Source organism: Lysinibacillus sp. C5.1 (assembly GCF_016350185.1).
Taxonomy (GTDB): domain Bacteria; phylum Bacillota; class Bacilli; order Bacillales_A; family Planococcaceae; genus Lysinibacillus; species Lysinibacillus sphaericus.
Window position 1 is genome coordinate 1,976,923 of sequence record NZ_CP066226.1, and the last position, 16,624, is coordinate 1,993,546.

At 38.2% G+C, this 16,624-nt stretch carries 14 protein-coding genes; 12 read left to right on the forward strand and 2 right to left on the reverse strand.

Going from position 1 to position 16,624, the window contains the following annotated elements; translation table 11 throughout:
- The first annotated feature begins 14 nt into the window (after positions 1-14).
- The 8 genes from I5435_RS09320 to I5435_RS09355 all read left to right on the forward strand — a co-directional run bounded on the left by I5435_RS09320 (position 15) and on the right by I5435_RS09355 (position 8,444).
- On the forward strand, positions 15-1,841 hold the full coding sequence (locus I5435_RS09320) for a peptide ABC transporter substrate-binding protein (protein WP_337983654.1): 1,827 nt from the start codon (positions 15-17) through the stop codon (positions 1,839-1,841).
- Positions 1,842-1,981: 140 nt separating this feature from the next.
- A complete protein-coding gene (locus I5435_RS09325; RefSeq protein WP_108030575.1) occupies positions 1,982-2,926 on the forward strand; it encodes an ABC transporter permease in 945 nt (314 codons plus the stop codon).
- Entirely contained in the window at positions 2,926-3,900 is a 975-nt protein-coding gene (locus I5435_RS09330) for an ABC transporter permease (protein ID WP_229389455.1), read from the forward strand. The genes I5435_RS09325 and I5435_RS09330 overlap by 1 nt, the downstream gene beginning before the upstream one ends.
- Before the next feature lie 17 nt (positions 3,901-3,917).
- Positions 3,918-4,973, forward strand: coding sequence for an ABC transporter ATP-binding protein (locus I5435_RS09335; protein WP_282957535.1), 1,056 nt, complete (start codon positions 3,918-3,920; stop codon positions 4,971-4,973).
- A complete protein-coding gene (locus I5435_RS09340; protein WP_337983655.1) occupies positions 4,963-5,910 on the forward strand; it encodes an ATP-binding cassette domain-containing protein in 948 nt (315 codons plus the stop codon). The genes I5435_RS09335 and I5435_RS09340 overlap by 11 nt, the downstream gene beginning before the upstream one ends.
- On the forward strand, positions 5,907-6,839 hold the full coding sequence (locus I5435_RS09345) for a S66 peptidase family protein (protein ID WP_337983656.1): 933 nt from the start codon (positions 5,907-5,909) through the stop codon (positions 6,837-6,839). Before I5435_RS09340 ends, I5435_RS09345 begins: the two co-directional genes overlap by 4 nt.
- 4 nt (positions 6,840-6,843) lie before the next feature.
- A complete protein-coding gene (locus I5435_RS09350; RefSeq protein ID WP_229389461.1) occupies positions 6,844-7,632 on the forward strand; it encodes a serine hydrolase in 789 nt (262 codons plus the stop codon).
- Complete coding sequence (locus I5435_RS09355; protein WP_337983657.1) at positions 7,629-8,444, forward strand: SH3 domain-containing C40 family peptidase; 816 nt, start codon at positions 7,629-7,631, stop codon at positions 8,442-8,444. The genes I5435_RS09350 and I5435_RS09355 overlap by 4 nt, the downstream gene beginning before the upstream one ends.
- A 93-nt stretch (positions 8,445-8,537) precedes the next feature.
- Here the strand turns inward: I5435_RS09355 and I5435_RS09360 are convergent, their stop codons facing one another.
- Positions 8,538-9,323 (reverse strand): glucosaminidase domain-containing protein, encoded by a 786-nt coding sequence (locus I5435_RS09360; protein WP_227665431.1) that lies wholly within the window; start codon positions 9,321-9,323, stop codon positions 8,538-8,540.
- A 281-nt stretch (positions 9,324-9,604) separates the two neighbouring features.
- On the opposite strand from I5435_RS09360, the gene I5435_RS09365 reads away from it, so the two are divergent.
- From I5435_RS09365 to I5435_RS09380, 4 genes are all read left to right on the forward strand, one after another.
- Positions 9,605-10,570 carry an ABC transporter ATP-binding protein gene (locus I5435_RS09365; protein ID WP_024363587.1) on the forward strand — a complete coding sequence of 322 codons (966 nt, stop codon included), beginning with the start codon at positions 9,605-9,607 and terminating at the stop codon, positions 10,568-10,570.
- Positions 10,563-12,077, forward strand: coding sequence for an osmoprotectant update ABC transporter permease/substrate-binding subunit OpuFB (opuFB, locus tag I5435_RS09370; RefSeq protein WP_337983658.1), 1,515 nt, complete (start codon positions 10,563-10,565; stop codon positions 12,075-12,077). Before I5435_RS09365 ends, opuFB begins: the two co-directional genes overlap by 8 nt.
- A gap of 251 nt (positions 12,078-12,328) precedes the next feature.
- Positions 12,329-12,760, forward strand: a complete 432-nt coding sequence (locus I5435_RS09375) for a hypothetical protein (protein ID WP_024363589.1) — start codon at positions 12,329-12,331, stop codon at positions 12,758-12,760.
- Positions 12,761-12,877: 117 nt separating this feature from the next.
- Positions 12,878-15,112, forward strand: coding sequence for a YheC/YheD family protein (locus I5435_RS09380; RefSeq protein ID WP_108030581.1), 2,235 nt, complete (start codon positions 12,878-12,880; stop codon positions 15,110-15,112).
- A 209-nt stretch (positions 15,113-15,321) separates the two neighbouring features.
- Here the strand turns inward: I5435_RS09380 and I5435_RS09385 are convergent, their stop codons facing one another.
- Entirely contained in the window at positions 15,322-16,527 is a 1,206-nt protein-coding gene (locus I5435_RS09385; RefSeq protein WP_024363591.1) for an ATP-grasp domain-containing protein, read from the reverse strand.
- Positions 16,528-16,624: the final 97 nt, after the last annotated feature.

The following is a 16,624-nucleotide window of genomic DNA, read 5'->3' on the forward strand; positions in this document are numbered from 1 at the left end:
GTAGGGGGATGCTTATGAGGAAAAGGAAATGGTTTCTTTTAGTATGTCTAGTCGTCTTTCTTTGTGCAGCCTGTAGTAATGATTCTTCTGACGAGAAAAAATCAGAGTATCGGGTCGTTTATTCAGGTGAGATTAAAACATTAAACTATTTAAAAACCTCTGAAACAAATGAATTTGCTGTAGCTGCCAATTTAGTGGATGGCCTCATTGAATATGATAAGTATGGGATTGTGCAACCAGGCTTAGCGAAAGAATGGTCGTCAAATGAAGATGCGACTGTTTGGACATTTAAGCTGCGTGATGATGTAAAATGGGTTACCCATAATGGAAAGGAATATGCAGATTTAGTGGCACAAGACTTTGTGGATGGTTTGCAGTATGTGCTCGATGCAAAAAATGAATCTTCGACCGTCTGGAGTGCCATGGTAGTCAAAAATGGGGAGGCGTTTTATAACGGTGAGCTAACTGATTTTTCAAAAGTGGGCATCAAAGCAATCGATCAACATACGGTTGAATACACGCTGGAGGCTCCTACACCTTATTTTCTGTCGATGTTGAACTATGTATGTTTCTTCCCTGTAAATGGGAGGTTTTTAACGGAAAAGGGCGAGCAATTTGGAACTACACATGAAAATTTCTTGTATAACGGTGCCTATCTATTAGACAAATTCGAACCTCAAAATGAGCGTGTTCTTGTAAAAAATGATACGTATTGGGATAAAGACAACGTGCTGATTGATCGCATTCGGTATAAATATAACAAAGAAGCAGCAACCGTTGCGCCCGAACTATTTTTACGGGGCGAAATCGACACAGCAACGATTCCTACTTCGATTATTGACGAATGGCTGAAGGATGATAAGAAAAAATCCCAAGTACGTCAAACGCAAAATAATTTTTATTCGTATTTTTATGCCCTAAACTTTGACCCGCAATTCGCTGCGGAATATGAACCTGAAAACTGGAAGATTGCCGTTAATAATAAAGATTTCAGAAAATCGCTTTTCCATGGGCTTGATCGTGTATCAGCGATGCTAACGGTGGAACCATTTAACCCTCAAGATTTACTAAGCAATACGATCACACCGAAAAACTTTGTTGATGTTGAAGGAGTCGACTATACACAACTTGATTCATTAGCGGCGATTACAAACAATGATTCTTTTAATAAAGATTTAGCTTTACAGTATAGGGACAAAGCGAAGGCGGCATTAGAAGGGAAAGCGACTTTCCCAGTAAAGGTATTAATGCCATATAACGCCGGAATGCCTGACTGGGCCAATCGTACCCAAGTCATTGAACAACAAGTCGAAAAATTATTAGGTACTGACTATGTGGATATTATCGTTGAAGCAGGTCCTTCGACAGGTTTCTTATCAGAAATTCGACGCCCTGGTAAATTTGCATTACTAGAAGCGAACTGGGGGCCAGATTACGCAGACCCGTCAACGTATACAGAACCATTTAGTGTGGATGGTACTTACAATAAGCCAGAATTAGCTGAAGGCTATAAGGAAGCAAATGGTCAAACTGTTTACTTAAATTTATTAGAAAAGGCGAAAGCGACAATCGATACGGCCGAGCGTTATAACCTTTTTGCTCAAGCAGAAGCTTTCTTAATTGAAGAGGCCTTTGTTATTCCATACTCTGTAGGTGGTAGCGGTTATGTTGCTTCAAAATTAAATCCATTTGAAGCCCAGTACTCACCATTTGGTGTGACAGCAGAGAAGTTTAAAGGACAGCAAGTGTTAGCAAAGCCAATGAGTAATGATGACTTTAAGAAAGCATTGGCACAGTGGGAGCAAGAACGTATGGATGCATTGGCGAACGCAGCCAAATAAAAGAAAGGAATAATCATTGCCAAAATGCAATCCGTAGGCGTATAGTGGTGATTTTTTAATATCGAGGAGATGACCGAAAATGCTGATTCGGCATCTCCTTCCTGCTTTTGTAACAGTTTTACTGGAGGGAGGATGCTTAAATGCTTTGGTATGTAGGAAAGCGCTTGTTACAATCCATTGTTACGCTATTTATTATTATCACAATTGTGTTCTCATTACTACGATTAATGCCAGAAGAAGGCTACTTAGGGGCAGCGGCAGAGAAAATGTCACCCGCACAAAAAGAAGTGTATTTAACGAATTTAGGATTACGTGATCCATTGCTTGTTCAATTGGGGAATTTTTATACGGATTTATTGCAAGGTGATTTAGGCAAATCCGTTACATATCGTACGGATGTGCCTGTTGTGACAATTATTGCAGATAAAATCATGTATTCATTGTTCTTTGGGTTAGGAGCAGTTGGCATATCGCTGTTAATCGGTGTACCGCTCGGAATATTAATGGCACAAATGAAGGGGCGCTGGCTGGATCGGTTAGGAACTGGCTATATAGTTTTTGTCGTTGCAGTACCAGCAGCAGTGTATTACTTAGTTATTCAAATGTATATTACAGATATTTTCCGTTTGCCGATGTTGTTTGATGAATATAAGCCAATCACCTGGCTATTACCGCTTACTTCGATGGCGTTAGCACCGACTGCTTCCTATGCGATGTGGATGCGCCGGTACATGGTAGATGAATTAAACAAAGATTACATTAAGCTTGCACGTGCGAAAGGCGTGAAAGAGCGTACCTTAATGTTTAGTCATGTATTACGCAATGCTTTTATTCCAATGGCACAATATTTGCCCGCAACGATTCTTTTTACGATTACAGGCTCCATTTATATCGAATCTTTATATTCTATTCCAGGGATGGGTGGATTACTCGTGGATGCTATTCAACGACAGGATAATACGATTGTACAAGGTTTAGTACTAGTTTTTTCATCACTTGGCATTATTGGCTTAATTTTAGGTGATATTGCGATGGCGCTCGTGGACCCACGGATTAAATTAGGGAAAGGGGAGAGTGTGCGCTAATGAGTATGTATACAGAGGAAATCGATCATATATCAGACAAGTCCCGTGCACAACTATTTGACTTTGTAGAAGCGACTGATGGTCAGGCAGAAGACACCGCCTACTCCAATTATTCTTATTGGCGCTCCACTTGGAAATCATTTTTAAAAAATCGAGTGGCTGTTTTCTTATTAGTAATGGTTTGTATTATTGTGGCGTTCACCATTTTTCAGCCGTATTTGCCAGCACAAAAATCTCCGACCGAAATCTATCTCGATGACCAAACGGGATTACAGGCACGCAATATTGCCCCCAATGCCGAGTTTTGGTTTGGTACAAACTCCATTGGACAAGATTTATGGTCCCGCATTTGGGCTGGCACAAGGACCTCGTTAATGATTGGCTGTGTGGTCGCATTGGTGGAAGCGTTTATCGGCATTACAATCGGAACACTGTGGGGCTTTTCTCGTAAGCTAGAAATGCCGATTACACAGCTTTATAACGTTGTAGATAATATCCCAACAACAATTGTCCTTATTTTAATGTCTTATATTTTACGTCCGAGCATTTCCACCATAATCATTGCTATGTGCATTACGGGGTGGGTAGAAATGGCGCGCTTTATTCGAAATCAAATCGTAATTTTACGAGATCGGGAATACAATTTAGCATCGAAATGTTTGGGGACATCAGATTATCGAATTATTGTAAAAAATTTATTACCTTACTTAATCTCAGTTATTATGCTTCGCATGAGTTTAGCGATTCCGTTTGCGATTGGCGCAGAAGTGTTTTTAACATATATCGGTTTAGGGCTACCAATTAGTGAACCATCATTAGGGAATTTAATTAATGAAGGGCGTGTCCTGATGATGTCACCTGATTTAAGGTATCAGTTAATTTTCCCAAGTATTGTACTAAGTATTATTACGATAGCATTTTATATTATTGGGAATGCATTTGCAGATGCAGCAGATCCAAAAAACCATGTATAGAAGGGAGATAATTGTTTGTGAAGCAAATAAATTCCCGTATTTTAACGATTGAAAACTTAGTCATTACATTTACACTACGAGGGCAAGTACTAACAGCTATTAGAGGAATCTCTCTTGATTTATATAAAGGAGAAAGTCTAGCCATTGTTGGTGAATCAGGTTCAGGAAAATCTGTTCTAATGAAATCAATTATGGGCTTGCTCGATAAAAATGGTTCGATTGCCCAAGGTCAAATTATATACAATGGTATGGATTTAGCGCTATTTAACACAGAACAACAATGGTTAACTATTCGAGGAAAAGAAATCGCAATCGTTACACAAGATCCGATGACATCATTGAATCCATTGAAAACGATTGGCAAACAAATTGAGGAATGCGTGGTGTTACACCAAGGGCTCAAGGGCAAAGCAGCTTATACTGAAACACTTAAATTATTAACCGACGTCGGTATTGGTGATGTAGAGAAACGTTACAAGCAATACCCTCATGAATTTTCAGGAGGCATGCGGCAACGAATTGTGATTGCTATTGCGCTCGCGTGTAAACCGAAAATTTTAATTTGTGATGAGCCAACAACCGCATTGGACGTAACTATACAAGCACAAATTTTGCAACTTCTAAAAAGCCTTCAGCAAAAATATAGCTTAACAATCGTTTATATTACACATGATTTAGGCGTTGTAGCAAAAGTTGCGGACCGTATCGCGGTCATGTATGCAGGGGACATACTCGAAGTTGGTCGTACACATGAAGTGTTTTTTAATGGAAAACATCCGTATACATGGGCGCTTCTTTCGTCACTACCACAACTTGGGTTAAAAGGGCAACCGCTTTATTCGATTAAGGGGACGCCACCCAATCTTTTTAAAAAAATTAAAGGTGATGCGTTTGCCCCGCGCAATCCATTTGCTTTAAAAATTGATTACGAAGTACGTCCGCCATTTTTTCAAGTAAGCGATACACATTTCGCGCGCACTTGGCTGTTGGATCCCCGTGCGCCCAAAGTGGAGCCTCCAGCAGCGTTACAAGCTTTTTTTGAAGAAGGGAGGCAGTACGCCAATGAGCGATAAAGAAGTGTTATTAGAAGTGAAAAATTTGCACATTGTGTTTGGTAAAGGCAAACATAAATTTGTGGCAATAGATGATGTCAGCTTTCATATTTATAAAGGTGAAACATTCGGATTAGTTGGCGAGTCGGGCTCTGGGAAAACGACTATTGGCCGCGCTATAATGCGCATCAATGAAGTAACGAGTGGTCAAATATTGTACCGTGGAAAGAACATTAACGGTAAAATCTCGAAGGATTGGGACAAACAAATAACGCAAAAAATCCAAATGATTTTTCAAGACCCGATGGCTTCGCTTAATGAACGGGCAAAGGTGGATTATATTATATCGGAAGGTCTGATTAATACGAAAAACTTTAAAGATGAAGCGGAGCGTCAGCAAAAAGTACAAAACGCACTTTTAGATGTTGGCTTATTACCCGAGTTCGCGAGTCGCTTTCCGCATGAATTTTCTGGCGGTCAGCGTCAACGGATTGGCATTGCACGTGCATTAGTAATGGAGCCAGAGTTTATTATTGCGGATGAACCAATTTCAGCCCTCGACGTATCGATACGAGCGCAAGTGCTCAATTTATTATCGACGATTCAACAACGAAACAACTTAACCTATTTATTTATTGCCCATGATTTATCAATTGTTCGATTTATTACAGACCGTACAGCAGTCATTTATAAAGGCAAAATTGTGGAGTTAGCAGAGACCGAAAAACTTTTTTCTAATCCAATTCACCCGTACACAAGAGCATTGTTATCAGCAGTGCCAGAACCCAATCCGTATAAGGAGCGAGAAAAGGTCGTAGAAATTTACACCCCGTTACAGCATCAATATGAGCTAGCGCCTCCTTCATTTATAGAAATAGAAGAAGGGCATTATGTTTTAGCTAATGAAGAGGAAATAGCCAATTATCGTACATTACGAAAAGTAGAGGTGAGCGAATGATTGTGCCTAAAGCTTTGCTAAAAGGGGATACGATTGGTCTACTTAGTGCTTCTGGTGCTACACCACCAGAAAAGCTAGCTCCCGCCATTGCTAGTATTGAGAAACTTGGTTTTAACGTCATTGTGGGGGAAACATGTCGTGTTAGACATGGATATTTAGCTGGTTCAGACGAACTGCGCGCATATGATGTCAATGAAATGTTCCGCAATCCCCATGTGAACGGCATTTTTTGTATTCGTGGAGGATACGGGGCAACCAAAATTTTACCAAGACTAGATTATGAGATGATACAAGCAAATCCCAAAGTATTCGCAGGCTATAGCGATGTGACAGCACTACATATCGCCTTTAATCAAAAATGTAATTTAGTGACGTATCATACACCAATGCCTTCAACAGAATTTATTCAACAAAATATGGATCATTATACATGGAATTCATTTTTGAATTGTGTGATGGCAACAGATACCATGCCGTTTCTGTTGGAAAATCCTCCACAGCAACCAATGACTACACTCCTAACAGGGACTGCAACAGGTCAACTCGTTGGGGGCAATTTAACATTGATTACAGCGTCACTTGGCACGCCATATGAAATTGATACAAAAGGTAAAATTTTATTTTTAGAAGATATAGATGAGAGTGAGCAGTGTATAGATCGCATGCTGACACAGTTAAAATTAGCTGGGAAGCTTGATGATGCAGTAGGTTTACTATTAGGGGCATGGACAAATTGCGGGCCTGAAAACCCGAAGCAGCCAGAACAGAGCTTATCCTTAAACACCATTTTTAAGGAAATCTTAACACCTTTGAAGAAACCTATTTTATCAAATCTTGCTTGTGGTCACTGTTTACCAACGATGTCACTGCCTTTAGGTCGTATCGTAACCATAGATGCGGAAACGCAAAACATTACAGTGGTAGGGTAGGTGCATGATGCAGCCAACGATTCAACGTATTATACAGGAAGCTCCATATAAAGTGCATATGTTTGTAAAAGATTTTAAGACAAATGACTTTGTTATCAACGAGCGTCTAGATGAAGCTTTTTCCAGTGCTAGCTTAATTAAAGTGCCTATACTCATTGCTATTTTCGATTATATAGATGTATGCAATATACCTATCAATCAAGTAATAGCCATTAGCCCTAGCGATTGGGTTGATTTTAGTGTGATTAGTGAACAGCGAGTAACATCCTGCACAATCTATGAACTGTGCGTTTGGATGATTACGACAAGTGATAATACTGCGACAAATGTATTAATTGATGTAATCGGTATGGAAGCGCTAAATAAGTACTTTCATAAAATCGGACTGACCCATACACAATTACAAAGAAAAATGATGGACTTTGAGCGACTTGCAAAAGGCATTGATAATATAACAACAGCGCGCGATATGGCGCATCTATTTAGCCAAATTTATAGGCAAAATCTGCTATCTCCAGTGTTAAGCCAACTTGCTATTGATATCTTGTGTCGTCAGCGTTTTCATGAATGCTTGCGCCGTTACATCGTCGATGATGTGACAATCGCCCATAAAACAGGTGGTCTTGATACCGTTGACCATGATGTTGGCATTGTTTACAGTCACGTACAAGATTATGGTATTGGCGTTTTTATCTCAGAGGTCAAGCAAAATGATGTCGCCAGACAATTAATCGGTCGTCTTTCAAAGGTAGTCTATGACAAGATGATAGGAGTGAAAGGAGAGACAACATGAACGCGATTGTCATTGCTATGATGGCTAATCTTTATGCTGAACCCAATCGTCATGCCGAGCTTGTTGATGAAATACTTTACGGTATGCCTGTTCAAATTATAGAAGAATTAGAAAATGATTGGCTGTACGTTCGCACTGCCTATCGCTATGAAGGTTATTGTCAGCGAAAGCATGTCCTTTTCGATGATGCGATTACAAATACTTGGATTCAAAAGGCTCAACATGTTATTGGACAGCGTTTCGCAGATGTTTTACAAGAACCGAAAATACAAAGCACCAAAATCATCACATTGGTAAAAGGTTCTATTTTATACAATGTAGATTCCGACACGACATCAAACACGCCATGGACTGCCGTTCAATTAGTGACGGGCGAAATTGGCTATTTACGTTCTCAATGGTTGCATCCTAAAATTGCTGAACATACTTTTGAAGAGCATGCGTTCCGAGAAAATGTTGTACAAACAGCACTAAGCTATATAGCCACACCGTATCGTTGGGGAGGTAAGTCACCGCTAGGCATAGATTGTTCGGGCTTATGTTCGATGGCTTATCTGCTAAATGGTGTAATTATTTTCCGAGATGCTAGAATTGTAGAAGGTTTTCCAATTAAGGAGATAACAATTGATCGTATGCAAAAAGGAGATTTGCTATTTTTCCCAGGGCATGTAGCACTGTATCTAGGGCAGACTCTTTATGTTCATGCCTCACTTGGTGGCAATGAGGTCAATGTCAATAGCCTTGATGAACAACATCCGTTATATCGCCAAGATTTAGCAACGACTATTACCGCAATCGGAAGCTTGTTTTAAATGTATGTAATGCTTGAAGAAAAATGGATGCAAAAAAACGAGGTATTTGACGGTAGTTGCATCGTCGAATACCTCGCCTTGTGTATGTTTACGCTAATATTGATAAATATTTAACTGTTGTCCAGCTTCAATATTATCTGAACGCAATTGATTCCATTGTTTAATGGATGTTACTTTAACATTATGCGTCTGTGCGATATGCATCAGCGAGTCACCATCCGCAACTGTAATGGTTTTTTTATTTTTTACAGGGCTGTCGTATTGTTGTAAGTCGTATTTTGCAATTAGACTATTTAACTTTTCATTGTAAGTTGAATCTGTTGCGTAAGAGCCTGTTAAAAATTTTGTCGCATCTGCATAGGATGTTGTGTTGCTTTTAAAGACACCTGTATAAAAATTTTTGTTCCAAGACACACCATTGCGGAGTAATTGGACATAATCTTTCATGGATTCTTCGTAGGAAGGATATTTGCGGAATTCAGCCATCACTGTTGTCAGATTACCAGAGCCATCATCCTCAACTGTTTCAAGTGTCACGGAATCATTTTGAAATTTGCCTTTCATACCAAATAAATTGTTATTAGGAGTGGAACTAAGACCACTTTGCCCATGCTTACTTTCTAAAATGGCTTGCGCAATCATGACAGATGCATATAAGTCATTTTCAGCACCGAGTTGTCGTGCTGTTTCTGCAATAGAGCCAATAAATTCTTCCACACTTGGACCTTCATCTACATATTTTTGAACGGCAGTGTCGGTTGGCTTCAATAGCTGAATCAAAAAATAAGTGGAAATACTGATAACAGACGCTATGACAATCATTCCGATTAATAGTTTTTTGAATAATCTCATGTAGTTATAGATGTTGAATCTATGCAACACCTTCCTCCTTTCTTTTCTCTTAAAAAATCGCTTACTCTTTTCATATTGTAAAACAACTAGATAAAAAAAAGCATCGTTTTTCACTAGAATTCATAATTAATACAACGAACTTTCATATGAAAAAGTTTCATATAGCGCGTCTAAGATGTACATGAAACTATAAATCTATTAAAATCGCTTTGTCCTATTGTTAGTTTAACCGTTTGAATATGTGGAAAGATATACTAGTGGGAAGAACACGGACATTTAATCTATCAAATTTATAAGGAGCTTAGTCAATGATTGCATTTGAAAATGTTACAAAAAAATATGATAATAACCAAATTGCAGTAAATGCCATTAATTTTGAGATACAGAAAGGGGAGTTTTTTGTCATTATAGGCCCTAGTGGTTGTGGCAAGACGACATTACTAAAAATGATTAACCGATTAATTCAATTGACTGAAGGAACAATACGAATTAACGGTAAAAGAATTAGTGATTATAATATTCATGAACTACGATGGAATATTGGCTATGTGCTCCAACAAATTGCACTTTTCCCTCATATGACAATAGCTGAAAATATCGCCATTGTTCCTGAAATGAAAAAATGGGAAACGACAAAAATTCAACAACGAGTTCATGAATTATTAGAAATGGTAGGGCTAGAACCAGCTCAATATAGTGACAGAAAGCCAAATGAACTGTCGGGTGGGGAACAACAACGGGTTGGGGTTGTCCGCGCATTGGCAGCAGATCCCGAAATTATATTAATGGATGAGCCATTCAGTGCATTGGATCCAATTAGTCGAACAAAATTACAAAATGACCTGCTTGAGCTTCAACGTGCAATAAATAAAACGATTGTCTTTGTTTCACACGATATGCAAGAAGCGTTAAAACTAGGGGATCGCATCTGTGTGATGAAAGATGGAGAAATAGTACAAATCGGTACACCAAAGGAAATAATACAAAATCCCGTCAATGATTTTGTTCGAAAATTTATTGGGGTCAAGGAAGATGCATTGAATGTGTTTACCATTCAACAAGTGATTGAACCGTTTGTAGAGGCGAAACATCAAAGTTATGTGATACATAGTGTTGGTGATCAGGCTACTTTACAAGTCATTTTACAACAATTGGCGCACTATGAGTGTCTGGCAGTGAAAAGCGAAGAGGAAATTATTGGAGTTATTACAAGGCAATCAATGTTGCAGTTTTTAGCCAACCATTCCACGGAACGGGGTGAGGCAAATGACTGATTTTTTACATGTGTTGGATGAACGCAAAGGTCAACTCATTGCATCGTTAATAGAGCATATGCAAATATCATTTATTGCCTTATTTTTTGCAGTAGTCATTGCCATCCCACTGGGTATCTACTTAACGCATCAAAAGAAAATAGCGGAAAGTATAATTGGCATTAGTGCAGCCTTACAAACAATCCCTTCATTAGCGTTGTTAGGATTGTTAATTCCGTTACTCGGCATTGGGAAAACGCCTGCTATAATCGCTCTTGTGGTCTATGCCCTCCTGCCCATTTTACGCAATACATTTACAGGCATAAACGAAGTCAATCCGTCTTTAAAGGAAGCGGCAATGGCAATGGGGATGAATACAGCAAAAAGATTAGTGAAGGTGGAACTGCCACTTGCAATGCCCGTTATAATGGCAGGCATTCGCACAGCCATGGTATTAATAGTTGGAACGGCTACATTAGCTGCATTAATAGGCGCTGGTGGATTAGGTGATATTATTTTGCTTGGTATTGATCGTAATAATACTTCGCTCATCCTATTAGGTGCAGTTCCAGCGGCCATTTTAGCATTAGTGTTCGATTATCTTTTGAAAAAGCTAGAATCACTATCTTTTAAACGAACAGTTTCGGTATTACTTGCCATTAGTGTTGCGGCTATGATGATGGTTGCACTGCCATTCCTAAACTTTAATAACAAAGCAGATATCGTCATTGCAGGTAAACTTGGTTCAGAGCCAGAAATCCTGATTAATATGTATAAATTATTGATTGAAAATGATACAGATTTAGATGTTCAATTAAAACCTGGACTCGGCAAGACATCCTTTGTTTTTAATGCCCTAAAATCAGGAAGCATTGATATATATCCAGAATTTACAGGTACGGCAATCGCAGAGTTTTTAAAAGAACAAGCGGTAAGTAACGATCAAGTAGCAGTATATCGACAGGCAAAAGAAGGTATGTTGAAGAAATTTGATATGGTTATGCTCAGTCCAATGCAGTATAACAACACATATGCTTTGGCCGTTTCAAAACAACTAGCGGAAGCTTATCAATTACAGACGATTTCTGATATCAAGGCGATGCAAGAGTCGATTAAAGCGGGATTTACGTTGGAGTTCAATGATCGTGAGGATGGTTACGTAGGCATTCAGAAGCGCTATGGGATTGATATTGCCTCTGTTACAACAATGGAACCAAAGCTAAGGTATCAAGCCATCCAATCAGGTAATATCGATTTATTGGATGCTTATTCAACTGACAGCGAATTACGCCAATATGATTTGACTGTATTAGTGGATGATCAACAGTTATTTCCCCCGTATCAAGGCGCGCCATTGTTAAGAAACGAAACACTTGAAAAATATCCTGAGCTTGAAAAGGTGTTAGGGAAACTGGCCAATCAAATCACGGATGATCAAATGCGTGAAATGAATTATCAAGTTAACGTGGAAGGGAAAAATAGTGAGGATGTAGCTAGGGCATTTTTGAAAAATGCAGGTTTATTATAAGCATTTGTATGAATCGCGGGTAAAGTGCGATATTTCGCTGGTACATCCCGCTTTTCCGCGGGTAAAGCGTACGGCTTCATAAGTATTTTATTTTTATGTAAGAAGTTGTTATTTTTTTAGAGCTCCCCTTACAAATCATGTCGTCATATTTTAAAAACGGACATATTATAACGAGATAGGTCAAATAATGATTTTGCTATCGTTCGAGTAAGGAGCCATTGCTAAAACGCAATAGGAAGGGGCTGGGAACGTTGGGTATTGAAAAAGGAAGAAAGCACTTTGTATGCGAAGCGCTATACGATATAAAAGCACTACAGGATATCATAACAGATTTTCATTCAAAATATTATGGTCAGCTTCTTGTAAAAATAATTGGTAGTGATACCATTCCCTTTTTTTTAATAACGCATAATGGAGCACATTTACGATTAATAGATACAGTTAAACAGTTTGAAACAGAGTTTTTTCGTATAGAAGCGATTGATATAGATCGTTGTCGAGGCACTATTTCGCTGTTACGAGCCTATGATTATGAAGGCAATGAAACAAATGTAATTGCTGATGTTGTGAGATTAGAAAGAACATCGACAGAAAAATCAATTGAGTTAGGCAGTATATCAGCTATTCAGTTATTAAATCCAGACTTATTAAAAAAGAAATTTATCATTGAGCCTAAATGGTAAAATAGATGATTTACCTATAAAACTACTAAAATAATTGCAGAACTAGAGCATCTGTCCATATGCAAGCTGCGTAATCTGAATTTAATAGAAAGAGTCTATAGAAAGGAAGATTAACGCATGACAATTATAGGAATGTTGCATCATCGTCTAGATCCTAAAACTGTTATCAAGTCATATGCATATGCAGCAGTTGCAAAAGCAGAAGGAGTAGAATTTTTTTACTTTACACCTAAAAAGGTAAACTTTGACAATCGTACGATCAATGGGCAGGTATTAGAAGATGGGCAATGGCATGAAAGAGTGATGCCCTTTCCAGATGTAATTTATAATGCTGGAAGTCCAGAAAAATTAGCGGTGTCAAAAAAAATAATAGAGCGATTGAAAAAGGAGATTCCGTTTACTACACATTCAATCGGTAATAAATGGAATGTTATGGAGCGACTTAAAGAGGCGAAAGAATTTGATAAATACATTATTCCAACAGAAATAGTAAAAAACACAGATGTCTTTCATAGCTATATAGCCCACCATAAAAAAATCGTATTTAAGCCGATTGACGGCAGGAAAGGAAAAGGAATCTATTTTATTATCAAAATAGGAGACCATTTTGAGGTACGGCAAAATAGCGAGAATCGTATGTACTCAAAGCAACAGTTAAATGCATTAATCCATGAACTTCTTGAAACGGGTACGTTTATTATGCAACCGTATATTCAATCGAAAATGAAATCGGGTCAAGTTTATGATTTTCGTCTACATGTTCAAAAAAATGGGGAAGGTAAATGGGTAGTGACAACAGTTTATCCACGTATTGCACCACATGGATCAATTATTCCAAACATCAACAATGGCGGTTATACAAATTATTTGGATCCATTTTTAGAGCAAGAGTTTAAAGAAGAAGCCTTTAATATTCGTCGGATGTTGGAACATTTCTCATTATCTTTGGCACGCCATTTAGATGACATTCAGATGACGAAGTTTGGAGAGGTCATTGATGAGATTGGAATAGATGTCGGGCTCGATGCGCAACAAAAAATATGGATCTACGAGGTAAACTGGCGTCCTGGTTGTCCGCCGGCGTTTTACTTAGAATTAGATGTTGTTATCCATTCGATTCGTTATGCAAAGTACTTAGCAGAAACCCAACAACCGATAAAAAAACCAAAAGCAAAACCTGCAACTTCAAACACAAAAACAGTGGTACCAAAACCTACAGATTCAAAACCAAAGCAAGTCGAAGTAACAGCACAATCGAACCATGGAAAATTCGATAAACCAATAATTGCGATTACTGGTAGTGCAGGAAAAACCACATCTAAGGCATTTTTAGGGTCTATATTGTCTAAAAAATGGAATGTATTTGAGTCGAAGGATTACTGGAATACGACTGAACATACTAAAAAACATGCAGAAGAAATCAACGATTCTCACCAAGCCGTTGTGCTCGAATATGGAATGGCTTATCCAGGTATCATTACAAACCACTGTAGCATTATCCAACCGAATATAAGTATCGTTACAAATATTGGACTTGCGCATGTTGGGAATTTTGATGGAGATGTTCGAAAAGTAGCGAAAGCTAAGTCAGAATTAATTCAAGGTATGGATCAGCAAGGGTTACTTATTTTAAATAAAGATGACGACAATTCAAACTATTTATTGACCGATCAATTTAAAGGGAAAATCCTGACTACTGGTATTCACACAGAAGCGGACTATCGAGCATACGACATACAATATAAAGAAAATGGCATGGCATTTAAGATGGAACTGCAAGGTCAGGAAATCCAATTATTTATTCCGATTTTAGGAGAACATCACGTTTATAATGCGCTGAATGCGGTTGCGGTTGCAGATTATTTAGGGTTTACGCCACAGGAAATAAAAGCAGGTTTGCATTTTAAAAAGCCGCCAAGAAGGTTGACAGTGTATAACTGCCGCGATCATATAACGGTCATCGATGATACTGTTCACTCCCATCCTCAAGGCGTAAGGGCAGCCCTAAATGTGCTAACAAATGTTAGCAACAAACGGCGTGTGGCAATAATTGGGCAGATGCGTGAGCTAGGTGATTTAAGAGAAGAAGAATATCGCAAATTAGGCGAATTTATTGTTGAACAAGGCATTGATCTTTTAATTACCTATGGCTTTAGGACAGAAGAAATAGGAGCAGCGGCCATAGCAAAAGGCATGGATTCAAACAAGATTTATCATTTTACGAATAAAGATCAATTGCATGCGCTGTTAGAGAAAATAATCGAACCTCATGACACGATTCTTGTCAAAGGTGCTAGTAAAACGAATATGTTTGAAACCGTTAAATTTTTAGACCAAACATTTAAAGCATAACGAGGAAAACCCGAGTAGTTGCCCATTGGATAGGGCAATTACTCGGGTTGATTGTTGTGAATGCAAACAAAGTAAAACGATGTATCCAGCGCGCTATTGCCTAAATTGCTCATAGTAAAGCGGATGAAGCAAAAGCCACATCCGCAACTACAGCATATTTACTAAGAAGATAGATTAAGTTGGAACGATAAGCAGCAATCGCCCCCAAATTAGAGCGCTTTTAATAGAAATTTGATTTCTTTGGCGGCGGTTATAGCATTGGTTTTCGCTTGAGCTAAAGTTTTACCCTCGGCAATGACATAGGCATAGCGATGACCCATCGACAACGGTGGGGTTAACAATGTTCCTTTTCGCGGTTTTACATATACATCGACAACACCAGGTGCTTTTGTTGCCCTTGTTTTACCGATTACTCTTTCTAACACACCTTTGCTCTCTACTATGACATATTTTGTAAAGATGAATTTTTTATGCCTAGGTTGGACATTTGGTTGTTCCCCTAAAAATAATTTCAGTGTTTCTTCCACTAAACTAAATCCGAAAGCCGCATGTAGCATATTATTCATAGCGCCACCTGAAATTCGAGGGTTAATCTCAATGAGCTTCCATCCTTGTTCTGTTAAACGAAGCTCTAGATGCAATGTTCCATTTTCAATATCAAATACTTTGACAATAGAATGGAGCACTTCTTCAATCCCTTTTTGAATATCAGAAGGTACTTCCGCGAGTATACCATAGCCTGTAATAATAAATCGTTTACCTTGTGTAATCTCTTGTTCAATAATACCGATTGTGTGAACTTGTCGCTTATAGACCATTGCTTCAACTAAGTATTGGGGTCCATCAATATATTCCTCAATCATGATGGTTTCACCAGGGTTTTTATTTTGGAGAAATGTAAGATGTGAATCGAGTTGGTTTTTATCTGTCGCCAGTAGTACGTCTTTTGAACCCGTTGATTTAGGAGATTTAACAATCAATGGAAATACCATGTTATTTGAAAATGATTCATGCGGTTTTTTTAGGAAAAATTTTGGGGAGTATGGCTGATCCTTTAATAGATTTCTTGTTTTCTCTTTATCTTCCATCATTTCAATTGCTGCTGATGAAGTATAGTTTTGGCAAAATTCATCACATAAAATAGAGGCAATATGAACAAATGGATCTACAAAACTAACAATGGACTTTATCTCTAAACCGGTATCAAGCAAATCATGAATTTCCTCTATCATATCTTCTATATTGGAAGTATCGATAAAAATCATTTTATGAATGTCTGGATAGGCTTTTCTCTGTTGTAATTGTTTTTCATTGCTTGTGAACAGTATTGTCAAGTAGCCCAATTTTTCTGCTGCTTTTATCGCTTCACGACTAGACCCAGATTTGTTTGTACCGATAAATATAATTGCCTTCAGTGAAATCACTCCTTCAATTGGCACTTGGATTATTAATATACACCTTATATATATGCTGTGAAATAGTTTTCTTCTAGTTATGTATCATGTTTACATC